This is a genomic window from Gardnerella vaginalis, assembly GCF_001546455.1.
In the GTDB taxonomy this organism is placed as follows: domain Bacteria; phylum Actinomycetota; class Actinomycetes; order Actinomycetales; family Bifidobacteriaceae; genus Bifidobacterium; species Bifidobacterium vaginale_B.
This window is the reverse complement of record NZ_KQ956821.1, coordinates 33,927-57,341: the sequence shown is the minus strand read 5'-3', so window position 1 is coordinate 57,341 and position 23,415 is coordinate 33,927. Positions and strand designations below refer to the sequence as shown.

The window sequence follows — 23,415 nt, the reverse complement described above, 5'->3', positions numbered from 1 at the left end:
AACTAACGTGTCCATTTTAATGTGCGGTATGTACTACGCTAGTGCATCATTTTGTACTACGTTTGCGCAAGATTTTGGCCTGTTGAATCGAATATTTGCGACTATTCAAGCTACTTTGGCGAAACGGCGAGAGCGCTCGAAACACTAGCGTTTACATCTCCCAAATCGCCAACTGGCCGCTTAAACCAGCTAACTTGCGGCAGTGGGGCGTCTATAGGGAATGTGATTACAAGAGTGCCTTCGTGAACATCAATATGCGCAGGAGTGTTGTTTAATAGCTCGTTGCTTAGGCCTTGAACGGCATCGCCGTACATAGTTGCGTGCTGAAGTTGATATTTAAGGCCAGTCTCGTTTACATCGCTAGAAACAGGCGTGTGCGAGAATACGGAAACCATGCGACCTTCGGGGCCATTGGACGCTGGAAAGTCAAGGGAACCGTTGTGAATTGCGGTAACAATCGTGCCGTCTCCATACAAGAATCCAATTCCGCCTCTAACTGCAAGTCGAACCATAAGCTGAATGTTGGAAATAGTGTGATCCACGCGGCCACCTAAGCCGCCAAAAATATGGAATTCTCTAGAACCTTTAGCCCATCCAACTTTAAGTGCAGAAAGTAAATCTGGGTCGTCTTTTTCGGCGGGAAGTCGCGTAATCGCAGCGTCTGTTGGGAGTTTTAATCGCACAGAGTCAAAGTCGCCAATTAAGGCATCTACATGCAAACCAAGCTTGCACGCATGATCCCAGCCGCCATCGGCTGCAATAGTTAAAGCGCGATCAGGAACATGTTCGCGCGTATGGTCGTAATAATCTCCTGCTGCTAAAACAACGCAGCGCTTTAAAGGCTCCATAAACATATAATATCGCGCGCGTGGAATTTAATATAGGGCAATAGGGCATATATGGCAATAGGGCATTGTCAAGGCGCCAAGTATAATAGACATTTGGCTTGAGTAATCAAGAAAGTGGTATATCCCACCTGGAAGCCTAAAGGGTTTCGGGTTCATGACTTCGGTCACGTAGCAATATGCTTGCTACAGCGCTGTTCTTAAGCGCATTTGATTGATGTTTGAACTTGAATTTATCTTTGACCTTTTGGTGCGCTGTTCCACTGTTTTAACAAGGATTGGAGTCATCATTAGCGACGAACCACGCATTAACGAAGAGATTCGCGTCTCCCAAGTGCGCCTTATCGGTCCGAAAGGCGAGCAAGTGGGGGTTATTGCAACCTCGGTAGCGTTGAACCTTGCAAAGGAAGCGAACCTCGATCTTGTAGAGGTGGCACCTACTGCTAAGCCTCCTGTAGCCAAGCTTATTGACTACGGTAAGTACAAGTACAACGAGAAGATTAAGGCTCGTGAAGCGCGTCGTAATCAAAGCACAGCTGAGATTAAGGAAATTCGTTTCCGACTCAAGATTGACGATCACGATTTCGACGTTAAGAAGGGTCATGTTCTTCGATTCCTAAATGGTGGAGACAAAGTAAAAGTCACCATTATGCTGCGCGGCCGCGAACAGTCGAGGCCTGTAGGCGGAGTTGAGTTATTGCGTAGGCTTGCAGATGAGGTTTCCGAAAGTGGAACCGTGGAGTTTGCCCCTAAGCAAGAGGGTCGTAACATAATAATGACTCTCGCGCCTAAGGGTAAAAAGATTCATACTCAGTCTGAGCAGCGCCGTAGAGGCGCTGAATCGCGTGCAGAGCGTCAAGCTCGTCAGGCAGCGCGACTTGCGGCAAAGCAAGGAGCTCAGGCAGCGGCCGATGTGTCCGCAAAAGCTTCTGTAGAATCTGATCAGAATCATAAGGAGGGCAGCAATGCCGAAGATGAAAACTAATTCCGCAGCGTCCAAGCGCGTTCGCCTCACCGGCACTGGTAAGGTAATGCACGATGGAAGCGCAATGCGCCACAACTTGGAGCATAAGTCTGCTCGTAAGCGTCGTGCTTTGTCTGCAGATAAGGTTTTGGCTACAGCTCAGAGCAAGAATTTAAAGGGCTTGCTGGCTAAGTAAGTGCAGTAAAACAAAGACGCAATTAAAATTTTTAAGAAAGCTGAGGAATACTTATGGCACGAGTAAAACGCGCAGTTAATGCTCACAAGAAGCGTCGCGTTGTTCTTGATAGGGCTTCGGGTTATCGCGGCCAGCGCTCCCGCCTTTATCGCAAGGCAAAGGAACAGCTGCTTCACTCATTTACTTATAACTTCCGCGACCGCAAGGCTCGCAAGGGCGACTTCCGCAAGTTGTGGATTCAGCGTATTAACGCTGCTGTTCGCGCAGAAGGAATCACCTACAACCGCTTTATTCAGGGCTTGCGCTTAGCTGGCATCGAATTGGATCGCCGCGCTTTGGCCGAGCTTGCTGTTAGCGACGTTGAGACCTTTAAGGCAATCGTTGAAGCTGCTAAGGCTGCTTTGCCAGCAGATGTTAATGCTCCAGTAGAAGCCTGATTTTAGTTTTATCGCTTTAAATTTGATTTAGGCGATTTAATAAGCATTAAGCATTGAGCCCGTCTTTTTAGGCGGGCTTTTGTTTTTAGATTTTTGTTTTTAGGCTTTAGATTTTAGGCTTTTTAAGCAATCTTAATTGTTGCGCGCAAGTCGTAGTTTGCTAGTGTGGCGCGTCTAGCGCATTGCAGAGTAAAATAGAAAACAGTGTGTTTTTAGAAATCTAAGCGAAAGAGGCTGATTATGCCAAATATGTTCGGTACCGATGGTGTTAGGGGATTGGCCAATCGCGATTTAACCGCGCAATTAGCGCTAGATTTAGGCGATGCTGCCGTTCGTGTTTTAGGAGAAGCAACGCATAGCAGCGAGTCAAATAGCGAAGATACAGGGAAGAAAATGCACGCTAGACGAAGGGCGCTGGTTGGTCGCGATACTCGCGTTTCTGGCGATTTTCTAGCGTCCGCTTTGGCGGCAGGCATGAGTGCAGGCGGTTTTGACGTTATAGACGCTGGCATAATCCCAACTCCTGGCGTGGCCTTTTTAACTTCTGTACTCAACGTGGAAATGGGTGCCGTAATATCTGCCTCGCATAATCCAATGCCAGATAATGGAATCAAGTTCTTCGCGCGCGGCGGTTTTAAGCTTCCAGATAGTAAAGAAGACGAGATTGAGGCGGTTTTAGGAAAGGATTGGCAGCGTCCTACGGGAAGCGGTGTTGGGCGAATCAGCCACGATACTACTACAGCTACAAATCTTTATATTGATCATCTTGTTTCTTCTGTAGCGCCTTTAAGTAGCGAATCTTCTACTCGCCCTAAGCCTCTTGCAGGTCTTAGAGTAGTGGCGGATTGCGCAAACGGCGCAACGTCTGTAGTGGCTCCAGAGGCATTGCGCAGGGCTGGCGCAGAAGTGATTGTTATTAACGCATCTCCAGACGGCTACAACATTAACGATCACGCGGGTTCCACGCATCCAGAGCAGTTGCAAGCCATGGTTAAGGCGTCTAAGGCCGATTTAGGAGTGGCTTTCGACGGAGATGCGGATCGCTGCTTGGCTGTAGACGAAAACGGAAACATGGTTAATGGCGACCAAATTATGGGCATTCTTGCTCGTTCTAAGAAGGCCGAAGGCAAGCTGAATCATAATACTCTTGTTGTTACTGTAATGAGCAATCTTGGATTAAAGCTTGCGCTAAAAGACATGGGTATTTCTACCGTTCAAACAAGCGTTGGAGATCGCTACGTTCTAGAAGAGATGCTTAGAGGCGATTATTCTCTTGGCGGCGAGCAGTCTGGGCATGTGATTAATCGCGAGTTTGCAACCACGGGAGATGGCACTCTTACAGCGCTTACGTTGTGCCGAGAGGTTGTGCGAGAGGGCAAGAAGCTTTCGCAAATGGCTGCCGACTTCCCGCAACTTCCGCAATGCCTGGTAAATGTGCCAAACGTAGATAAGATGGCTGCTAAGACAAATGCTGCCGTTCTTAATGCCGTAGAAAAAGAGAGCGCGCTTTTGGGAGACACGGGTCGCGTTCTTCTTAGGCCAAGCGGAACGGAGCCACTTGTGCGCGTTATGTGCGAAGCTGCAACGCAGGAGCAGGCAGATGAGGTTTGCGCACGACTTGCACAAGTTGTAACGGATAATCTTAAGTTGTAGATTTACCGACTTTGTACGTGATTTGGGTCGAATTTGGTACAAAATCCGTCAATCTTTTCCGCTTTTTGTACGTGATTTGGGTTGAATTTGGTACAAAGTGCGTCAGTTTTTCCCGAGAATGTTGTTCGACACGCTGATTACAGCTACAAAACGCGGATAATCTTGATATACTGATTCTTTTGGTATTGTTGTTGATGTACGTGTTTTATCAACAATAGTCAAAGTTAGACTTATAGAGTTAGAGTTTTGCAGAATCGCCTGGTAAAGGAGTCCTATGTTTACGCATCACGCAAGTGTCGACACTAAGCTTAGCCGCGCAGTAGAGCGCCTTTTGGATTCTGCTACAGAAGATGGCGTTTTGTCGATTGTTCAAGCAGGGGAGCCTGTTTTAAGGCAGCGCACGGTTGCTTACGATGGTCAGCTTACGCGCGCAACGCTTAACAAGCTTATTTCGCTTATGCACAGCACTATGTTAGACGCCCCAGGAGTTGGTTTGGCCGCTCCGCAAATCGGGCTTGGCTTAGCGATTGCGGTTGTAGAAGACCACGTTAGGGATGACGAAGACGACCCTAGAGATATTGCAGAATTGCCATTTAGGGCGATTATTAACCCGCACTATGAGCCAATTGGCACGCAAACGCGCAGCTTTTACGAGGGCTGCTTAAGCGTTGCAGGGTATCAAGCTGTTCGTCAGCGCTGGCTAGACATTCAAGCCACCTGGCAAGACGAGGATGGAAAGCAGCATTCGCAGCGTTTGCACGGTTGGCCAGCGCGAATCTTCCAGCACGAGACAGATCATTTACGCGGTGAGCTTTACATTGATCGCGCAGAAATGCGCTCGCTTTCTAGCGACGAAAATCTTGAGGATTATTGGGCAGATGAGGCGGTCCCTGTAAACGCTGCTAGAACACTAGGCTTTGCGATTTAAAATAAAAGACGAATGCAAAATAAAATCCCCCACAAGTTTTCTTGCGGGGGATTTTATTAATCACAAATATCAGATGTGGAAGTAAAGCTCGTACTCAAGTGGCGTTGGAGCCAAACGAGCCATATCCATCTCTTCGTGCTTTAGATTAAGCCAAGTCTCAATCAAGTCGCTAGTAAACACATCTCCTTGCATAAGGAAGTCGTGATCTTCTTCCAAAGCTTGCAAAGCCTCACCAAGCGAAGAAGGAACTTGCTTAATGCCGTCGTGCTCTTCTGGAGGAAGCTCGTACAAATCCTTATCAACAGGGGCAGGAGGCTCAATGTGGTTCATAATGCCGTCTAAGCCAGCCATAAGCTGAGCAGAGAACGCCAAGAACGGGTTGCACGAAGGGTCTGGCGCGCGGAACTCAATACGCTTAGCAGCAGGAGATTCTCCAGCAAGAGGAATGCGAATAGCTGCAGAACGGTTACGAGCCGAGTAAACCAAGTTGACTGGAGCCTCGTATCCTGGAACAAGGCGGTGGTAAGAGTTAAGCGAAGGATTTGTAAAAGCAAGCACAGAAGACGCGTGCTTAATCAAACCGCCAATGTACCAGCGTGCAATATCGGAAAGCTGAGCATAACCAGTTTCCGCATAGAACAATGGCTTGCCATCCTTCCAAAGCGACTGATGGCAGTGCATGCCAGTGCCGTTATCTCCAGCAATTGGCTTCGGCATAAACGTTGCAGCCTTGCCAGCCAAAGCAGCAGTCTCGTGAACAACGTACTTGTACTTCATTAAGTCGTCGCCAGCGTGAACAAGGGTATTGTAACGGTAGTTAATCTCCTGCTGGCCTGCGCCGCCAACCTCGTGGTGGGAACGCTCAAGAATCAAACCAACCTTTTGAAGATTGTAAACCATGTCGTCGCGCAAGTCTTGGTTGTGGTCAACAGGTGGAACAGGGAAGTAGCCGTGCTTTACGCGATTCTTAAAACCAATGTTGTTGCTGCCATCGTCTTCGGTGTCGATGCCAGAATTCCATGGAGCTTCGTTAGAATCCACCTCGTAGAAGGAGCGCTGCATGTCGTTTGCAAAACGCACCTTGTCGAAAATAAAGAACTCGGCTTCTGGAGCAAAGCTTGCGGTATCGGCAATGCCAGTGGACTTTAAGTAGGCCTCGGCCTTAATGGCCACCTGACGAGGGTCCCTAGAATAAGGCTCGTCTGTTACAGGATCCACAATCGAAAAAGCAACGTTCAAAGTCTTGTGCTTGCGGAATGGGTCAATGTAGGCGGTGTCTACGTCTGGAATAAGCTTCATGTCGGATTCGTTAATAGCCTGGAATCCTTGCATAGAAGAGCCGTCGAAGGCCATTCCATCCGTAAACGCGCTGTTTAAGAACTCGCTTGCAGGCACAGTAAAATGCTGCTGAACGCCAATCAAATCGGTAAATCGAACAGATACGTACTCAATGCCTTCTTGCTTAATCAAAGCCTCGGCATCTTCTTTAGTTTGCAAAGTGGTCATGCCACAATCCTTTCATGAAAATCTCAGTAAATAGTTTAGATTGTTGTATATGATTTTGGATTTCAGCGACTCGACTATCTGGTTACGATTGTGTTACACGCTTTGTTGATTGTGTTACACGCTTTGTAAAGTACAATAGAGTTTATGACGAATAAAGAAAACTACGAAAGCCGTATGGATAGCAACGGCGCAAGCGCTAAACTCGACTTAGCTTCGATTTTTCCAGCTAAGGGAGATAATCGCAGGCCTCCTGATTGGCTTAGCCGCGCGCTTATGTATGCGGTAATCGCAGCGTTTGTTGCGATTTTTGTTTGGTTTGCTTGGGGAAGTATAGCCTTTATAGTTTTTGACGTTGTAATCTCCATTTTTATAGCGTTGGCAATAGAGCCGCTTGTTGTGCGCCTTATAAAACACGGTTGGAGTAGGGCTTTTGCGTCTTTGGCAAGCTTGGTTGGGCTGCTTGCGGTTATTATTTTGCTGCTTGTTCTTTTTGGCAATCTTTTTGTGCAACAGGCCGTTTCCATGGTTCTTGGTTTGCCAGATTTATACAATCAGTTTGCGCATTTTGTGTTAAATTCCACTGGATTTAAGATGCCGAATATTGAGCAGCTTGGAATGGAGATTTTGCGCAACATTCAAACATCGTGGGTTGTGGATTTTGGCGGTTTTGCACTTAACACCACCTGGGGTTTGATGGCTGCTTTGCTTGATTTGCTTACCATTCTTATGGTTACTTATTATATTTCGGCTGCAGGTCCTGCAATGCGCAGAAGTGTGTGCCGCCTGTTAAATCCTAAGTCGCAAAGGCGATTTTTGTTTATATGGTCGGTTGTTCAAGAGCAGATATCGAGCTTCTTATTCTCGCGCACAATTTTGGCTGCGATTAACGCCACGGGTACTGCGATTTTCCTAATATTTATGAAGGTTCCGTACTGGCTTCCGCTTGCGCTGTTCTGCGGAATTGTTTCGCAATTTGTGCCAACGATTGGTACGTATTTGGGCGGAGCTTTACCAATCGTGTTTGCCTGGGGATCCAACGGTTTTGCGGCGGCATTGGCTGTGTTGATTTTTGTTACCATCTATCAGCAGATTGAAAACATGGTGATTTCTCCTAAGATTTCCGAAAAAACAATGGACTTAAATCCTGCTGTAGCATTTTTGTCGGTGTTGGTAATGGGTGCTGTTTTTGGGGCGCTCGGCGCATTTTTGGCGCTTCCTGTTACCGCCAGCTTGCAGGCCATTCTTAAGGTTTGTACAAAGCAATACAAGCTTGTTGATTCTCCATTAATGAACGATCCAAAGCCTAATCGCAAGTCGATTATGGTTACAAGTGTTGAAGCGATTGGTAATAGTTTTGTAAAGCCTGTTAAAGACAAGGTTCTTCGAGTTATGAAGGGCTCGTCTTCTAGGGTCTCGATTAATGAAGATATTATGTACTGGTATAAGCAGGCCTATGTTTCTTCTAGTGATTCTGGTGCTGCTTCTAGTGCTTCTTCTGGTGCTTCTACTGATTCTGGCGAAAGTCAAAATTCTAAAGAAGATTCTGGATACATTGAAACAATGGCGATTTCGCGCGATGTTCTAGACGCGGTTAATCGCGATATTAAAAAATCGAACACAAACACAAATCCACGAAGCGGGTGGAATAAATGATTCTTTTGTCTATTTTCGACGTTTTAGTAATCATAATCGGCGTGAGCAGCGTTATTTACCAGGGCGTTTGCGCAGTGGCGTCGCTTGTTGCAAAGCCAGTGGTGTTTCCGAATGCGCCAATGGACAAGCATTACGCGGTTTTAATATCTGCACGAAACGAGGAAGCTGTAATCGGGAATCTTATAGAGTGCATACAGCATCAAACTTATAACCAACAGCTAATAGATATTTGGCTGGTTGCCGATAATTGCACGGATAGTACGGCGCAAGTTGGAAGAAAGTACGGGTGCAATGTTATAGAGCGTTTCGATAAGCAGCACATTGGCAAAGGCTACGCGCTTAGCTACCTTTTGGACCACATAATGGAGCTTGGAAAAGACGAAGATTACGACGCGTACTTTGTTTTTGACGCAGACAATAAGCTGGATTTGCACTATTTTGAAGAGATGAACAAGGGATTCCATGCTGGGTACCAGATTTTAACAAGCTACAGAAACTCCGTTAACCTATCGGATAATTGGGTGTCTTCGGGGTCGGCATTGTGGTTTATACGCGAATCGCGATTTACCAACAATTCGCGCATGCTTTTTGGCTCCAGCTGCCACGCAGGCGGAACGGGATTCATGTTTTCGCGCGAAATTATGCACAGAAATCGTGGGTGGAAGTTCCACCTGCTTACCGAAGATCTTGAGTTTACAATGGACTCGATTTTGCATGGCGACAAAGTGGGTTATTGCGGGTCGGCGGTTCTTTACGACGAGCAGCCTGTATCGTTTAGGCAAAGCTGGAGGCAGAGGCTGCGCTGGAGTAAGGGCTTCTTGCAAGTGTTTAGATATTACGGGGCGGCTCTTATACGCCACGGAATTCGCGAGCGCGATTTTTCGTCGGTTGATTTTACGCTTATGCTTTGCCCGTTTATGGTGCTTGCGATTATTCGCCTTATACTCGGATTTATCTTTGCAGCATTTGGATTTGTTACGTGGGCAAGTCAGATTTATTCAACGCTTAACTTTATAACCACTACTGTTACAAGCGTTTTGGGCATGATGGTGTTTGTTTCGCTTACCATTCTTGTAGAGCACGATAAGCTTGGAGCCACCAACAAAGAGCTTTTTGCGTACGCGCTCAGCTTCCCGATTTTTATGCTTTCGTATGTGCCGATTGCCTTCCAGGCTGTGTTCTCTAAGAGCGAGTGGAAGCCGATTCATCACACGGGGCGGTAATTTTTCTGCGTTCTGCGCGAACGATACGACCTGCCTTCGAGCTTTGTCTCAGATTCGTTAGATTTGTCTCATCAATGATGCAAATATAACGAATTTAGGCTAAAAAACGTTACAAATGTCTCACGGATGATGCAAATATAACGAAAATCAGCTAAAAAGCGTTACAAATGTCTTATGAGTGATACAAATCTAACGAATTCGTAGTGTGTTTATACGCAAGATGTGAGATAATGGAATCCTTGGTGTAAACGTGCGATTGCGCAATTAATGTGGCGTAAACGTGCGTTTATCTGTATGTTGTGAGGTTTTTATGGTGGATTCTGTTCCAGTCTTTGGTGCAAACGCTTATTCGAGCAATGCGAGTGATGGCAATGCAGATGTTCCTGCGGTTTCTATTCGCGGATTTGTTAAGACTTTTGGCAAGAAAGTTGCTGTAGATAATCTTTCGCTAGATATTCCAGCAGGATCCTTCTATGGATTAGTAGGCCCTAATGGTGCTGGCAAAACCACCACGATTAAGATGCTTACGGGCTTGCTTATGCCAGATGCTGGTTCTGCTTCAATTTTTGGCAACGACGTTTGGAGCGATGTAAATAGTGCTAAGCGCGCAATCGGTTTAATGCCTCAAGCAGATGAGATTTTTAAGACAATTACTGGTTTGCAGCTTTTAACATACGCTGGCATGCTTCGCGAGATGAGTCGTGCGGAATCCGTAAAGCGTGCAAACGACTTGCTTTCTGCTTTCGACTTAACAGAAGCTGCAAACACTATGGTTTCGGACTATTCAACTGGTATGACTAAGAAGATTTGCCTTGCAACAGCTATGATTCACAGCCCGCGCGTGCTTGTGTTGGACGAGCCTTTTGAGGCAGTTGACCCTGTTTCTAGCGCAAATTTGAAGGATATTCTAGCCGAGTATGTTTCCACTGGCGGAACTGTGATTATTTCTTCGCACGTTATGGAATTGGTTGAAAAAATGTGCTCGCACGTGGCGATTATTAACGAAGGTCATGTTGCAGCTTCTGGCACTCTTGAAGAAGTTGCTCAGGGCAAAGATCTTGAAGATCGCTTTATGGAGCTTGTTGGTGGACGTCATTCTGCTGCGCGCATTGATTGGCTTAATGGCGGCGAGTCTTATAACGCAACGCCAATCGCAAGCAACCACAACGCGTGAGCGAAAGGCGGTAAGTAATCATGTCTATGATTTTTACAATGGTTCGCCTTCGCTGGGCGCTTACTTTTTCTGTTATGCGAAAGTCAATTTGGCAAAAAATCGGCTTTGGTATATCAATTGTTTTTGGACTTGCGATTATATGCGCTCTTGGTTTTGCAGGCTGGGAAGCAGGAAAGTATCTTAATCCAGGAATGCTTGCAGACGCTAAAGATTGGCAGGAATTCCAATTGATTCCAATAATGATTGCGTCGATTGTGTCAATTTTTACGCTGTTTATAAACTTGTTTATGTTAGGCAGCGACACAACGCTAAAATCGCGTAGTTTTGCGCTTTACGGCATTCCTTACGTAAAGCAGCAAGCTGGCATGCTTCTTGGCTCCCTTTTTGGAGCGATTTCAATAAGCTGCACAATCGCGCTTGCTTTGTGGTCTTTAGCGTACAGAAACTTTGGAATTGTGCCAGTTTTAGTAAGCGTAATTGCAGCTCCGCTTTACGTTGCAACAATCGTGTCTTTAAGCAAAATGCTTATTGAGCTTTTGGACACTATTTTAATAAACAAGCGTTCAAGAAACATTTTTTACTTTGTTATTTTTGTGGCGTATATGCTTTTTGTTGCGTCAATGAATACGCATAGCCCCTCGTCAATTGTAATTTCGCTAGGTACAAGTTTCTGCGCTGTTTCCGCTTTTACTCCATTAAGCGCTGCTATGGCTTTGCCTCTTGACGTCATTAATGGCAATTGGCTTGCGCTTGTTATTCGCTTCCTTATTTGCGTTGTAACGATTGCTGCTTGCTTTGCAATCTCTGTATTTTGCGCAAAATTAGAGCCTAAGCTACTTCGCGGTGAGCAAAAAACAGTTGTTAAAACTAAGGGAATCGGCTTCTTTGCAGCAGTTCCAGACAACATAGTTGGTGCGATTATTGCTCGAATTGTTAGCGTTATGAGAAGAGATATGCGTCAACTGTTTTTGCTTATTGCGCCGCTTTTTATGCTGGTAGTTGCAGGAGGAACTAGTTTTAACGCTAAAGGATTTGGTTCTATAGCACAGGACATAGGTGTTTCTGGCTGGATGATATATGCTGCGACGCTTATGGGAATGGTTGTTGGAAACAATATTGCATACGATGGAACAGCTTTTACTATGCATGCGATTATTGGCGTAAAAGGTTTGCACGATCGTTTAGCGCACGCAATAGTTTGGTCCGTGATTTGCGCTGTGTACTTTGCAATTCTTGGAATAGGGGTTTACGCTTTCCTTTTCTTTGTAGCAAATGTTCAGCAAAATATGAATGCAGTTATGTTCCAAACTCTTTCTCCAATTGGAGTAGCTTTTGCGACCATAGGCATTGGCTTAATTTCTTCGTGCATTGCAATGTACCCTGTAGCGTCAATCGAAAAGCCATTCTCTAGGCCGCAAGGAAGTGCTGGCGGGCGAAGTTTTGCAGCTATCGGCTTTATGCTTCTTTCTGTAGTTTGCATGATTCCTTCGGTTGCGGCTTTGATTGCGTTTATTATTCTTGCGCCGCAACTGCTGTGGATTGCATGCATTCTGTTTGTAGTAAACGGATTTGTTGTGCTGGTTGTTGGCGTAATTATTGGTGGCAAAGTAATGGATAAGCGCATGATTCGTATTGTAGAAAACTTGCGCAGATTTGCCTCGATTACTGCTTGAGTATTAATGCGCACGTAAGAGCTGCGATTTATGTGTGCAAGCGTATAGCTTATGTAGCCTTTATGTAGTTCTTATATAATTCTTATGTAGTTCTTATATAGTCTGCATGGCTTGTATAGTTATACAGAGTTGCAATTAATCGGTAAAACAGGCGGCGTGCGCATGCAAGACGGTGAAAACGTTAAGAATCCAGATAATATAATCGAGATTCCAGAAGATGCTTTTACGTCTAAAGAATCAAGAGAAAAAGCTGGTTTTACGTCTAGCTTAGGCGCGCAAAAGCCGCTAAAGTCGCGTAATCGCGCTGTTGTGTGCTTAATCGCAGCTGCAAGCGTTATCTCTTTAATGTGCGGATACATCCTGTTCGATAGCAAAGATCTTTTGCAAAATCGCGATTTTATTCAGTCGCGAATGGCAATTAAAAACAATAAATCTTTGCAAGAGCTAAGCAGTCCAAAACCTAAGAAAATAGCGCATTACGCGTCTTTAATAAAGCAATTAGATAAAAACAAGCCAGTTGACAAAGCTGCTGCGGAAAAGGTTTTGCAAACATTCCTTGATTACCCAGCTCTTGGGCCAAATGCGGCGGCTGTTATAGCGGATGCAAACGGGAAAATTATTGCTGCCAAAAACCCAGACCTTGCTTTGCAGCCAGCGTCTACAATGAAAACGCTTACAGCACTAGCTGCATCGCATACTTTAGACATGGCTTCAACGCTAGACACGCTGGTTTATGCAAGCTGCGACGATAGTGGGAGTTTTGCGCGTTTGGTTTTGCGCGGCAGCGGAGACATGCTGCTTGGGGCTGGGCAAAGCGACCCGAATCACGTAAACGGTAGAGCAGGTTTAGAAACTCTTGCAAATAAAACGGCTGCAGCTCTTAAAAAGCGGGGCGTTAAGATTGTTCAGTTTGCTGTTGACGATTCGCTGTTTGGTGCAAAAAGATACCCTGAGCTTATTAACGAGAACGATGGAGAAGGTAGATTCTACGCTCCAACTTCGTCTGTTGCGGTAGATGAGGGGCGCAACCGCGATTTTGCGGCGTGGGTTTCGTACGGAAACGACGCAGACGATACCGACGATTATCCGCTTTTAGACAGGCATCCAGCAGTTAGCGCGGGTTTGATTTTTGCAAATCTGCTGCAAAAGGCTGGCATTGATGTTCGCACATGGAATGGTGATTCTGCAAAAATTACTAAGGCAGCTAAGGTGTCTAGCGCAGATTCCATGTATGTTAGCTACAAAAAACCGCTGATTTCCGCCGATTTTAGTCCGATTGCGCGCGTTTGTTCTGCTCCGCTAGGCGAGATAATGGCGTATATGCTTAGGCATTCCGACAATTCCCTTGCCGAAGAGTTTGGGCGCTTAACTGCGCTCGCTATGCGCAAGTCAAATTCTCCAAAGGGTGCAACTTTGGCTGTGCAAGAAGTTTTGCGCAATTTAGGTATTGATATAAACGGATTGCACATGTCGGATTGCTCGGGACTTTCACCTAAATCCTCTGTTCGCGCGGTTACTTTGATTCAAGTTCAAGCGCAGAATCTTAAGGAGGGGCTTGGTGCGGCTGCCGCAGAAGGCTTGGCTTTGCCAGGCGTTTGGTGTACTTCGGCTAGAAAGCGTCTTTCTGATAAGTCTGCTGCGGGATTAATGCGCGTTAAAACGGGGTATTTGGGCGATGTTTCGTCTATGGTTGGCAACGTTTCTAGAAAGTCGGGAGGCGCGCTAACCTTTGCGGTTGTTGTTAATCCGCCTGGAGACGTTAACTACACTTACGTTGGCGTTAATAAGATGATGGCCGAGCTGACTAATCTTTAGCCTCGTTCGCCGTACTCACGTCTTCGCCGCGCGAATCTACTTCGATTTTCCCGAGAATGTTGTTCAAAATGGCAAAATTAGCTACAAAGTCGGGAGATTTTTACCGAGAATGTTGTTCAAAATCGGGAAAATCGCAACAAACTCGGGAAATCGCTAGCGAGCACAAATCGTTATAGTCTGCGATTTTCTGCTTGCTGAATATCCTCCTGGAAGCGCAATCGGCTTTTGACCATGCCAGTTTGTTATTAACTCGTCGATTGATTCTATGTGATTTGACGAAAAGCGTATTCCCGCAGCACTTAGCGCGCGAGCCACGATTCGCCGCCTAATCGAGATGTGGCTATTTGCTAGAGTCGCAAGTTTGATTTTGACTTTGCAATCCTCTTTTACAATCGCTTCTTTTTCTACAAGATTTACTTGCGAGTTTATGTAGTCTAAGTCGTCTTGAGCAAATTTCGCTCCCTTTGCAAGCAGCAAAGTCATATCTGACTCAAAAAATCGCGAAATATACGGCATAAGGGTATGCCTAACTCGCGAGCGCAGCGGGTAGGATTTTGGCAGCTCAACATCGATTGGCGATGAATCGCCATTTGTTGGATCGTCCCACCATTCAACGCCCAAATCCTTGCAAATCTGCGTGGTTTCAAGCCGCGTAAGATTAATCAGCGGCCGCGCAAATAGCACATTCTCCCTAACCGTAACGTCTTTCATTCCAGCCACAGCCTCCAAGCCGGCCGAATCGCGCAATCCCATTAAAACCGTTTCTGCTTGGTCGTTTGCTGTGTGTGCTAAAAGAACCGCCGACGAGCGCAAGTCTTTTGCAACTTCAATAATCGCAGCGTATCTAGCATCCCTGGCTGCGCTTTCTTCTCCCTTTTCGCTGTCTTTAACTTGCACGGATTTAACGAATACAAGCGACTCGGCTACTCCAAGTTTTGCAACGGTTTTAGCCGCATTAAGCGCCACTTTGCTGGAGTCTTTTTGAAGATTATGATTTACGATTATTGCAGCGCATTGAATCCCTCTGCTTGCGCACACTTTTGATGCAAGCGCCGTTAGCGCAAGCGAATCGCGACCGCCTGAGCAGGCGATTAATACGATTGGAGCGGATGGCAAAGTTGCATGTTCGCCGTGTTGCAAGAATTGCGGGTCTTGCACGCCTAACCCTATATTATTAAAGCAACGTTTTACTTGGCCGATTCCTTTGCGCCAACAAGATGAGTACACCATGCTTATAGTCTAAATCCTAATGCGTAAGTTTGTGCATGTTTCGCATGAACGCCTAGTTATGTAGAGATTCGAGATTTTTCGCAGCGGATGAAGCGAACCTCAGCATCTTTGATGGTGATTCGCTGAAGTAGCAAGAAAAATCGAGAATCTCGGTGATGAAAACAACGCAAAAGTTCTAGATATCCAGAAGGTTTGATGTATTTCTCTACGAGCAATAAATAGCGCCATACTGAGGCCTTGGAATATTAACGTTCATAAGACCCCCGTAAAGGAGCGCGTCACTTGCGAGGAGAGAAATACTCAAACCTCGCGCAACACCAAATAGGAATCGCACAACAACAAACAAGAGCATCAATGTCCGTCATTCTCTTATGCAATTATAGTTAGCATGCAAGTTGCAGATATAAGAGATGATATTGATTACGAATTGATCAGCCACGAAGAGCTTATGAAGCGCATTCGTGAGGTCGCCGCTCAGGTTAGCAAAGACTACGAAAACCGCGACATTTTGCTTGTTGCTGTGCTTAAAGGCGCAGTAAACACGCTTGCTGTTTTCTCGCAGGAGCTTAGCCTTAACGCGCCGATGGACTTTATGAGTCTTTCTAGCTACGGCAGTGGCACTAAAACTAGTGGCCAGATTACGGTTCGCGAGGACTTAACTACAGATGTTCGCGGTCGAGATGTGCTGATTGTAGAAGATATTGTTGATTCTGGCAAGACTCTAGACTGGCTTGTTAGGGAGCTTAAGGGCAGGGGAGCTGCAAGTGTAAAGGTGTTTGCGCTTTTAACAAAGCCAGCTCGCCGAGAAGTGGAAGTAGATATTGCCTACACTGGTTTTGAGATTCCAGACGCGTTTGTAGTCGGTTTTGGCATGGACTACGACGAAAAGTACAGGAATCTTAATTCCATTGCGGTTCTTAAGCCTTCTGTATACGAGTCTTGATTAGCGCTCTTGATTAGCTGGCTGCAATTGAGTAATCTTGATTGATTACATGCTATTTATTTAGCGATTAATTACAGGGATTAATTCAAGCGATTAATTACAACGATTACAGCGATTGCGCTTTGGTTGCTTGCGATTAGTGATTACGTGTTTAGACGAGTGTTGTTAGTTAGAATCCTGAAAGGAGTCTGATTGTATGGGCGCTTCTCCAATGTCGCCTCGCGGACCTATGAAAAGTCCTATGGGAGGAAACGGCAACAATCCGTTCTTGCCTCCTAATTTTGGAAACAATTCAAATAAGAACAAGAATAAGAACAATAACGGCAATAAGAATAATGGCAATAAGAATAACGCCAATCCAAAGGATGGCAATAATTCCGATTCTAGCCGCAAGTTCTTTAAGTCGCCTTGGACTTGGATTGTTCTTTTAGTTTTGCTTTCTGTGGCTGCATTCCAAATGTTTGTGCATAATGGTTCGCAAACAATCGACACTCAAGACGGCCTAGAGTTGCTTGATAACCGTAGCGCAAATTACGTTGAGGTTATAGACAATAAGCAGCTTGTTAAGCTTACTCTAAACAATAAGTACGTTAAGTTAGATAAGCGCGATAAGCAAAAGCACGATTACGGAAAAGACGTTCAGTTCTACTACACGATTGCTCAAAGCAAGACAGTTGTGCAAAAGATTCAAAAGGCTAAGCCAGCAAACGGTTGGACTGTTAGCATACAAACTTCTAGCTTTTTCTCGTACTTGATTACGTCTATGCTGCCGATTTTGATTCTGCTTGGACTTGTTTGGTTTATGTTTGGCAGAATGGCAAGCGCAGGCGGCGGAATGCTTGGCATGGGTGGCGGCCGCGGTCGTGGAAAGCTTTTGGAAGGCCAGACGCCTAAGACTAAGTTCTCCGATGTTGCAGGCGAGCAGTCTGCTGTAGAAGAAGTTGAGGAGATTAAGGAATTCCTTAAGGATCCTTCTCGCTACAAGGCTTTGGGCGCGCGCATTCCGCGTGGCGTGCTTCTTTACGGCCCTCCAGGAACTGGTAAAACTCTTCTTGCGCGTGCAATTGCAGGCGAAGCTGGCGTGCCGTTCTACGCAATGGCTGGTTCGGACTTTGTTGAGATGTTTGTTGGTCTTGGCGCATCTCGCGTGCGCGAGCTGTTTGACGAGGCTAAAAAGAATGCTCCAGCAATCATCTTTATTGATGAGATTGACGCTGTTGGACGCCGCCGCGGAAGTGGCATGACAGGCGGCCACGATGAGCGTGAGCAAACACTTAATCAGCTGCTTGTAGAGATGGATGGCTTTGATAACGACACTAATTTGATTATTATTGCCGCTACAAACCGACCAGACGTGCTTGATTCTGCGCTTTTGCGCCCAGGTAGATTCGATCGCCAGGTGGCTGTAGAAGCCCCAGATTTGGAAGGTCGCGAGGCGATTCTTAAGGTTCACGCTAAAGGCAAGCCTTTTGTGCCAGACGTGGATCTTCATATGGTTGCTGTTAGAACTCCTGGATTTACTGGCGCGGATTTGGCTAATGTGCTTAACGAAGCGGCTTTGCTTTGCGCTCGCTCTGGCGCTCAGCTTATCGATAATCGCGCTATTGACGAGGCGATTGACCGCGTTCAGGCTGGTCCTAGAAAGAAGTCTAAGGGCATGGCTTTGGACGAGTTGCGCAACACGGCTTATCACGAAGGTGGTCACGCGCTTGTTGCTGCGGCTTTGCACCACACGGATCCTGTTACCAAGGTTACGATTTTGCCTCGCGGCCGCGCTCTTGGATACACGGCTGTTATGCCAACTAGCGACCGCTATTCTCAGTCGCGAAATCAGCTGCTAGATCAAATGGCGTATGCTATGGGCGGCCGTACTGCGGAAGAGGTTGTGTTCCATGATCCAACTACTGGCGCTTCTAACGACATTGAAAAGGCTACAGCAATCGCTCGCAAGATGGTTGTTGAATATGGCTTCTCGTCTAAGCTTGGCGCTGTAAAGTGGATGGATGCAGATCAAGATTCTTCTGGTTCTTTGGATTCTTTGCAATCGCGTAAGTTCTCTAATAAGACTGCGGAAGTGATTGACGAAGAAGTTCACAAGCTTATTGAAACGGCTCATACCGAGGCTTGGCAGATTATTAACAATAATCGCGATATTTTGGATGAGCTTGTTAGCAAGCTGCTGGTTAAGGAGACGCTTAACGAGAAGGAGCTTGAGCAGATCTTCTCTAAGATTCGTAAGGCACCGGAGCGCGATTTGTGGCTTTCTAATGCGGATCGCCCAGATTCGCCAATCCCTCCTGTAGAGATTCCAGAAAGCTTAAAGAGGAATGTTGCAGGTGCGAGTTTAGAGAAGGGCGATAAGGATTCGGATTCTAACGCTTCTAAGGCGGATTCTGCAGCGGATTCTGCAGCGCAAAAGTCGCAAGCAACCGCAGAAGTGCAAGCAACCGAGGATTTGCAAGAATCGCACGAGTCTTCCTATAACTCAAATGTCGCAAATATCGCAAATACTACAAATGCCCTAAATAGCCCGATGCAAACAACCGCAGTGGTTTCTATGCAAGGCAAAAAGAGCGATTCAACAATGCACGCAATGCTAAACGTGTTAAGCGGCCTTGAGCATAAAGATTCGCGTAGCGTAACTCAAGTTGAAGGCGTTTCGGCGCTTTACCAGGCAAGCAATGCAAACGGTGAAGATTTTTGCGCTGTTGTAGTGGCGTCTACAACAATGAGCAATCAGGAATTTGCGCAAAGAATCGAGCAAATGCAGCGCGATCAAATTGATGGCGATTCTGGCGATTCTGCCGATTCTGGCAACTCTTTGGATTTGCGCTTAAACGTTGTTGGAACAAGAGAATACGGCTTAGATAGCGCGGCTACAAAGTCAATGGATTCCAGCAATCCTTTGCACCTAAGCGCAGCACAGTTGGAGCCGTGGATGCAAGTTGAGCCAGACGCTGCAATTGATGGCGAGCCAGTCTCTTACAAACTTGCGCTTTTGCAGGATGCTTCGCAAGTTGGCGTTTATTCTGAGCGCTGGATTATTGGGGAGTGCTGATGAAAGCTTACCGTACGCCTTGGTGGTATTTTGCGCTTGGACTATTGTTCGGATTTGTATTCGGCGCGTTTTTGGTGTCGATTACAGAATCTAGTGCAATATCACTTTCGGGCGCTCCTTGGATTGTTTTGGCCGTTATGATAATCGGCGGAATAGTCACGTTTGTTCTTGCTTGGCAAACGCATCAGTACGCCACTTCTAAGCCAAAAGAGCGCAAGCCTTTTAACATGCAAATGGCAGTTTCGGCGTTAATGCTTGCAAAATCGCTTGGAATGGCTGGTGCTATTTTAACGGGCTGGTACGCAGGTCAGATTTTTGTTTGCTGGCCGCACGCGGATATTCCGCTTTATTCCAACGTTATTCGCGAATGTGTTATTGCTGGAATCGTGTGCATTATAGACATGATTATTGGCATTGTTGGCGAATGGATGTGTCAGATTCCTCCAGAAGATGGAGCGGATGCGGATAGCGATTCTGCAGATCGAGCGCAGCAGGCGGCGGCGGTTTAATGGCGGTTAGCTGCGACTAATGGCGACTAACGGCGTTTAGCGGCAATCAAAATGGCAACTAAAATAGCGATTTAACAATTTTAAGAAAGGTACTACTTTGGCTGAATTTATTTACCAAATGATTAAGGCACGCAAGTCTTACGGGGATCGCGTAATTCTAGACGACGTTACCTTAAGCTTCTTGCCAGGCGCAAAAATCGGCGTTGTTGGGCCTAACGGCATGGGTAAATCAACGTTGCTAAAGATTATGGCTGGATTGGAAAATGTTTCTAACGGCGAAGCTTCGATTACTCCAGGCTACACCGTTGGCATTTTGCAGCAGGAGCCGCCGCTGGACGAGACTAAAACCGTTGGCGAAAACATTAAGATGGCTTTTGGTGAGATTGCTCAAAAGGTTGATCGATTCAACAAAATCGGCGAAGAGATGGCAAATCCAGATGCCGACTTTGATGCATTGATGGAAGAAATGGGCAAGCTGCAAACTCAGATTGATGCGGCTAACGGCTGGGATTTGGATTCTCAGCTTGAGCAGGCAATGGACGCTTTGCAATGCCCAGACCCAGATTCGCCTGTTTCTGTGTGCTCTGGTGGCGAAAGGCGACGAGTGGCATTGTGCAAGCTTTTGCTTGAAGCCCCAGATTTGCTGCTGCTGGACGAGCCTACAAACCACTTGGATGCGGAGTCAATTCTTTGGCTGGAACAGTTCTTGCACAAGTACGAAGGCGCTGTTATTGCCGTAACGCACGATCGCTACTTTATGGATAACGTTGCAGAGTGGATTTGCGAGGTGGATCGCGGCCAGCTTTACCCGTACAAGGGCAATTACACCACTTACTTGGAAACCAAGGCCAAGCGTATGGAGATTCAGGGCGCTAAGGACGCAAAGCTTGCTAAGCGCTTGAAGAATGAGCTTGACTGGGTGCGTAGCTCGCCAAAGGCTCGTCAGGCCAAGAATAAGGCTCGTTTGGAGCGTTACGACCAGATGGAGCAAGAGGCACGCAATTCCAAGAAGCTTGATTTTTCGGAGATTCAAATTCCAGCAGGTCCACGCTTGGGATCGCAAGTTTTGGAAGCGAAACATATTCACAAGGCTTTTGGCGACCGCGTGCTAATCGACGATTTGTCGTTTACGTTGCCTCGTAACGGCATTGTTGGCGTGATTGGCCCGAATGGCGTTGGTAAGTCTACGCTTTTCAAGACGATTGTGGGCTTGGAGCCACTTTCTGGCGGCGAGCTTACTGTTGGAGATACTGTAAAGATTTCGTACGTAGATCAGAATCGCGCAGGCTTGGATCCAAATAAGAACTTGTGGGAAGCTGTTTCGGGAGGCCTTGATTTTATTGAGGTTGCAGGCGTTGAGATTCCTACTCGCGCATACGTTGCAAGCTTTGGTTTTAAGGGTTCGGATCAGCAAAAGCTTACGGGCGTGCTTTCTGGCGGTGAGCGTAACCGCTTGAATTTGGCTTTGACTCTTAAGCAGGGCGGCAACTTGCTTCTGCTTGATGAGCCTACTAACGATTTAGATGTTGAAACCTTGGAAAGCTTAGAGAACGCTTTGCTTGACTTCCCAGGCTGCGCTGTGGTTGTTTCGCACGATCGCTGGTTCTTAGACCGCGTTGCAACGCATATTCTTGCTTGGGAGGGTACAGACGAGAATCCTGCAAATTGGTACTGGTTTGAAGGCAACTTCCAGGCGTACGAAGAAAACAAGATTGCGCGCCTTGGTGAGGAGGCTGCTCGCCCGCATCGCTTGCATAGAAAGCTTACGCGCTAGTCGCAAGCTGTTGCGGCTGGCTGATGGCGGCTGGCGGCTAATCGCAAGCTGTTAGTCGCTAGTCGTTAGTCGCAAGCTGCAAGCATAAATCGCAATCTGTTGTTGCGTCAAGTCGCAAATAGCCTAAATCGCCTTGTAAAACGCTAAAGCAAATATCTTAAACGGTAGTCGCGCTAAAATCGTGTATTGAGCAAAAAAAGGAGTGCAAATGCCAATACTAGATAAAAATGATTCTGCTAAAGTTAAAGAATACGAGGACTTTGTAAAAAATTCACAATATGCGCACGCAATGCAAGATATGAATTGGGCGAAAGTCAAAAATAATTGGATTAGCGAATACGTTTATCTGGAAGAAAATGGCAAAATTTGTGCTGCAATGTCTGTTTTAGGAATTAAAGCAATAGACGATAAGATGTTCCTTTACGCTCCTAGAGGACCAGTTTGCGACTTTTACAACGTTGAAACTACTAAAAAGCTAATCAACGAAGCAAAGCCACTTTTTGAAAAGTACAATGCATTTTTGCTTAGATTGGATCCTTGCGTTCAAAATGATCAAGATCTTGTAAAAAAGTACAGGGATCAAGGCTTTACTTTTAGAAGCGATGGCGAAAATATTCACTCGTTCTCGAATCCGCGTTACGAGATTATGCTGACTGTTGAAGGAAAGTCTGAAGAAGATTTGATGGCTGGCTTTAGTTCAATGACAAGAAGGCATATTAGGGCCGCCATTAAAGCAGGTGTTTCTACAAGGTGGAGCAGAAGCAAAGAAGATTTAGACACTTTTTATGCTCTTACAGAAATTATGGCAAATAGGCATGGTATAACATATAGGCCTAAGGAATATTTTGAGCGTTTGTTAGACGCTTTCCCTCAAATTGAGATTTGCACTTGCGAGTATGAGGGCGAGCCTATTGCAAGCATGATTGCTTTTCCGTATAAAGACACTTTGTGGTACATTTACGGCGCAACGCAGACTATGCGCGGAAAGATTAGCCCAGGCTATATTTGCATTTGGAATTTGATTCAGTTTGCTAAAAAGCTTGATTTAAAGAAATTTAATATGGGTGGCACTTACTCACTAAATATGGACGATGGTCTTTACTTCTTTAAGTATGGATTCTGCAAGGCGGATGAGCCATGCGTTTGGATTGGTGATTTAGACGTTGTTGTTGACCAAGACGCGTACAAGAAGTTTGTTGGCAGGTGATTTGACTGAGCTTGAAATTGCATAACGCATTTCAAGCTCCTTCAAAGCGTGATTTGGCTCAAATGTAAAGTCCAGTGGACTTTACATGCCAAATCAGCCGAGCGGCTACTAATAGCCGTGAGGAATAGCACGGCTAATCCGTGCGAACGACACAACCTGCCTTTGCGCTTAAAGCGTAGCGCGCGGGTGGCGTTCTTGCTTTTGTTCCCTTTTTCCTGCGTTTGTTTCCAAAATCGGCCAAAATGGGAACAAACGCGGGCAAAAGGGAACAAACGCGGGGAAGTGTGCCCGAGTTTGTTTACGAAATCGACCAAAATGGGAACAAACGCGGGGAGATCGTTCGCACGGATTGAGTGTGTAAATCACATAAAATTCATCATACGAATTAATCTTAAATTGTATAAAACAATGAGTAAAATATGCCTTGCATAGTTATATGGATTTTGCGGTCTGGTTGGCGCATTAATCCAAAGAAAAAGATAATGGAGTAAGAGTATGTCTAAGAAGATTCGTGTAGTTAAGCACTATTCTGGCGTTAATTCTGGTGTTGGGGCTGATTCTCAGCCAGTTCTTTCAAAGAGTGTTTGCGCTGCAATGTTGGCTGGCGCAATGGTGCTCGGGGGGGGG

At 46.1% G+C, this 23,415-nt stretch carries 18 protein-coding genes; 15 read left to right on the top strand and 3 right to left on the bottom strand.

Annotated features, from left to right (window positions below; genetic code table 11):
- Positions 1 to 110: 110 nt before the first annotated feature.
- Entirely contained in the window at positions 111 to 848 is a 738-nt protein-coding gene (locus HMPREF3216_RS04815; RefSeq protein WP_081090991.1) for a thiamine diphosphokinase, read from the bottom strand.
- A 214-nt stretch (positions 849 to 1,062) separates the two neighbouring features.
- On the opposite strand from HMPREF3216_RS04815, the gene infC reads away from it, so the two are divergent.
- From infC to HMPREF3216_RS04790, 5 genes are all read left to right on the top strand, one after another.
- Positions 1,063 to 1,830, top strand: a complete 768-nt coding sequence (infC, locus tag HMPREF3216_RS04810) for a translation initiation factor IF-3 (protein WP_016636400.1) — start codon at positions 1,063 to 1,065, stop codon at positions 1,828 to 1,830.
- Positions 1,811 to 2,005 carry a 50S ribosomal protein L35 gene (gene rpmI, locus HMPREF3216_RS04805; RefSeq protein WP_004112988.1) on the top strand — a complete coding sequence of 65 codons (195 nt, stop codon included), beginning with the start codon at positions 1,811 to 1,813 and terminating at the stop codon, positions 2,003 to 2,005. The genes infC and rpmI overlap by 20 nt, the downstream gene beginning before the upstream one ends.
- A 53-nt stretch (positions 2,006 to 2,058) precedes the next feature.
- A complete protein-coding gene (rplT, locus tag HMPREF3216_RS04800; RefSeq protein ID WP_004114536.1) occupies positions 2,059 to 2,442 on the top strand; it encodes a 50S ribosomal protein L20 in 384 nt (127 codons plus the stop codon).
- A 240-nt stretch (positions 2,443 to 2,682) separates the two neighbouring features.
- A complete protein-coding gene (gene glmM / locus HMPREF3216_RS04795; RefSeq protein WP_060787178.1) occupies positions 2,683 to 4,095 on the top strand; it encodes a phosphoglucosamine mutase in 1,413 nt (470 codons plus the stop codon).
- Between the two features lie 274 nt (positions 4,096 to 4,369).
- Positions 4,370 to 5,023 (top strand): peptide deformylase, encoded by a 654-nt coding sequence (locus HMPREF3216_RS04790; protein ID WP_004130015.1) that lies wholly within the window; start codon positions 4,370 to 4,372, stop codon positions 5,021 to 5,023.
- A gap of 69 nt (positions 5,024 to 5,092) precedes the next feature.
- Here the strand turns inward: HMPREF3216_RS04790 and glnA are convergent, their stop codons facing one another.
- Complete coding sequence (glnA, locus tag HMPREF3216_RS04785; protein ID WP_060787177.1) at positions 5,093 to 6,529, bottom strand: type I glutamate--ammonia ligase; 1,437 nt, start codon at positions 6,527 to 6,529, stop codon at positions 5,093 to 5,095.
- A gap of 144 nt (positions 6,530 to 6,673) precedes the next feature.
- On the opposite strand from glnA, the gene HMPREF3216_RS04780 reads away from it, so the two are divergent.
- The 5 genes from HMPREF3216_RS04780 to HMPREF3216_RS04760 all read left to right on the top strand — a co-directional run bounded on the left by HMPREF3216_RS04780 (position 6,674) and on the right by HMPREF3216_RS04760 (position 14,067).
- Positions 6,674 to 8,182, top strand: a complete 1,509-nt coding sequence (locus HMPREF3216_RS04780) for an AI-2E family transporter (protein WP_196485428.1) — start codon at positions 6,674 to 6,676, stop codon at positions 8,180 to 8,182.
- Positions 8,179 to 9,405, top strand: coding sequence for a glycosyltransferase family 2 protein (locus tag HMPREF3216_RS04775; protein WP_060787176.1), 1,227 nt, complete (start codon positions 8,179 to 8,181; stop codon positions 9,403 to 9,405). The genes HMPREF3216_RS04780 and HMPREF3216_RS04775 overlap by 4 nt, the downstream gene beginning before the upstream one ends.
- A gap of 310 nt (positions 9,406 to 9,715) precedes the next feature.
- Positions 9,716 to 10,579 carry an ABC transporter ATP-binding protein gene (locus HMPREF3216_RS04770; RefSeq protein ID WP_060787175.1) on the top strand — a complete coding sequence of 288 codons (864 nt, stop codon included), beginning with the start codon at positions 9,716 to 9,718 and terminating at the stop codon, positions 10,577 to 10,579.
- 20 nt (positions 10,580 to 10,599) lie between these two features.
- Complete coding sequence (locus HMPREF3216_RS04765; protein ID WP_060787174.1) at positions 10,600 to 12,252, top strand: hypothetical protein; 1,653 nt, start codon at positions 10,600 to 10,602, stop codon at positions 12,250 to 12,252.
- A 162-nt stretch (positions 12,253 to 12,414) separates the two neighbouring features.
- Entirely contained in the window at positions 12,415 to 14,067 is a 1,653-nt protein-coding gene (locus HMPREF3216_RS04760; protein ID WP_060787173.1) for a D-alanyl-D-alanine carboxypeptidase/D-alanyl-D-alanine-endopeptidase, read from the top strand.
- Between the two features lie 153 nt (positions 14,068 to 14,220).
- Here HMPREF3216_RS04760 and tilS read toward each other — a convergent pair whose 3' ends face one another.
- Positions 14,221 to 15,297 carry a tRNA lysidine(34) synthetase TilS gene (tilS, locus tag HMPREF3216_RS04755; RefSeq protein WP_060787172.1) on the bottom strand — a complete coding sequence of 359 codons (1,077 nt, stop codon included), beginning with the start codon at positions 15,295 to 15,297 and terminating at the stop codon, positions 14,221 to 14,223.
- Positions 15,298 to 15,685: 388 nt separating this feature from the next.
- On the opposite strand from tilS, the gene hpt reads away from it, so the two are divergent.
- The 5 genes from hpt to HMPREF3216_RS04730 all read left to right on the top strand — a co-directional run bounded on the left by hpt (position 15,686) and on the right by HMPREF3216_RS04730 (position 22,788).
- Entirely contained in the window at positions 15,686 to 16,240 is a 555-nt protein-coding gene (hpt, locus tag HMPREF3216_RS04750; protein WP_016636126.1) for a hypoxanthine phosphoribosyltransferase, read from the top strand.
- 196 nt (positions 16,241 to 16,436) lie between these two features.
- Entirely contained in the window at positions 16,437 to 19,298 is a 2,862-nt protein-coding gene (ftsH, locus tag HMPREF3216_RS04745; RefSeq protein ID WP_060787171.1) for an ATP-dependent zinc metalloprotease FtsH, read from the top strand.
- Positions 19,298 to 19,807, top strand: coding sequence for a DUF3180 domain-containing protein (locus HMPREF3216_RS04740; RefSeq protein ID WP_060787170.1), 510 nt, complete (start codon positions 19,298 to 19,300; stop codon positions 19,805 to 19,807). The genes ftsH and HMPREF3216_RS04740 overlap by 1 nt, the downstream gene beginning before the upstream one ends.
- 97 nt (positions 19,808 to 19,904) lie before the next feature.
- A complete protein-coding gene (gene ettA / locus HMPREF3216_RS04735; RefSeq protein ID WP_060787169.1) occupies positions 19,905 to 21,581 on the top strand; it encodes an energy-dependent translational throttle protein EttA in 1,677 nt (558 codons plus the stop codon).
- Between the two features lie 208 nt (positions 21,582 to 21,789).
- Positions 21,790 to 22,788 (top strand): lipid II:glycine glycyltransferase FemX, encoded by a 999-nt coding sequence (locus tag HMPREF3216_RS04730; RefSeq protein WP_060787168.1) that lies wholly within the window; start codon positions 21,790 to 21,792, stop codon positions 22,786 to 22,788.
- The last annotated feature ends 627 nt before the right edge of the window (positions 22,789 to 23,415 follow it).

Excerpts from the sequence above, each read along its gene's own strand:
- infC (WP_016636400.1), top strand. The coding sequence starts at position 1,063 with ATGTTTGAACTTGAATTTATCTTTGACCTTTTGGTGCGCTGTTCCACT.
- HMPREF3216_RS04765 (WP_060787174.1), top strand. The coding sequence starts at position 10,600 with ATGTCTATGATTTTTACAATGGTTCGCCTTCGCTGGGCGCTTACTTTT.
- HMPREF3216_RS04790 (WP_004130015.1), top strand. The coding sequence starts at position 4,370 with ATGTTTACGCATCACGCAAGTGTCGACACTAAGCTTAGCCGCGCAGTA.
- HMPREF3216_RS04740 (WP_060787170.1), top strand. The coding sequence starts at position 19,298 with ATGAAAGCTTACCGTACGCCTTGGTGGTATTTTGCGCTTGGACTATTG.
- rpmI (WP_004112988.1), top strand. The coding sequence starts at position 1,811 with ATGCCGAAGATGAAAACTAATTCCGCAGCGTCCAAGCGCGTTCGCCTC.
- HMPREF3216_RS04770 (WP_060787175.1), top strand. The coding sequence starts at position 9,716 with ATGGTGGATTCTGTTCCAGTCTTTGGTGCAAACGCTTATTCGAGCAAT.
- hpt (WP_016636126.1), top strand. The coding sequence starts at position 15,686 with ATGCAAGTTGCAGATATAAGAGATGATATTGATTACGAATTGATCAGC.
- HMPREF3216_RS04760 (WP_060787173.1), top strand. The coding sequence starts at position 12,415 with ATGCAAGACGGTGAAAACGTTAAGAATCCAGATAATATAATCGAGATT.
- rplT (WP_004114536.1), top strand. The coding sequence starts at position 2,059 with ATGGCACGAGTAAAACGCGCAGTTAATGCTCACAAGAAGCGTCGCGTT.
- tilS (WP_060787172.1), bottom strand. The coding sequence starts at position 15,297 with ATGGTGTACTCATCTTGTTGGCGCAAAGGAATCGGCCAAGTAAAACGT.
- ftsH (WP_060787171.1), top strand. The coding sequence starts at position 16,437 with ATGGGCGCTTCTCCAATGTCGCCTCGCGGACCTATGAAAAGTCCTATG.
- HMPREF3216_RS04815 (WP_081090991.1), bottom strand. The coding sequence starts at position 848 with ATGGAGCCTTTAAAGCGCTGCGTTGTTTTAGCAGCAGGAGATTATTAC.
- glmM (WP_060787178.1), top strand. The coding sequence starts at position 2,683 with ATGCCAAATATGTTCGGTACCGATGGTGTTAGGGGATTGGCCAATCGC.
- HMPREF3216_RS04775 (WP_060787176.1), top strand. The coding sequence starts at position 8,179 with ATGATTCTTTTGTCTATTTTCGACGTTTTAGTAATCATAATCGGCGTG.
- HMPREF3216_RS04780 (WP_196485428.1), top strand. The coding sequence starts at position 6,674 with ATGACGAATAAAGAAAACTACGAAAGCCGTATGGATAGCAACGGCGCA.
- glnA (WP_060787177.1), bottom strand. The coding sequence starts at position 6,529 with ATGACCACTTTGCAAACTAAAGAAGATGCCGAGGCTTTGATTAAGCAA.
- HMPREF3216_RS04730 (WP_060787168.1), top strand. The coding sequence starts at position 21,790 with ATGCCAATACTAGATAAAAATGATTCTGCTAAAGTTAAAGAATACGAG.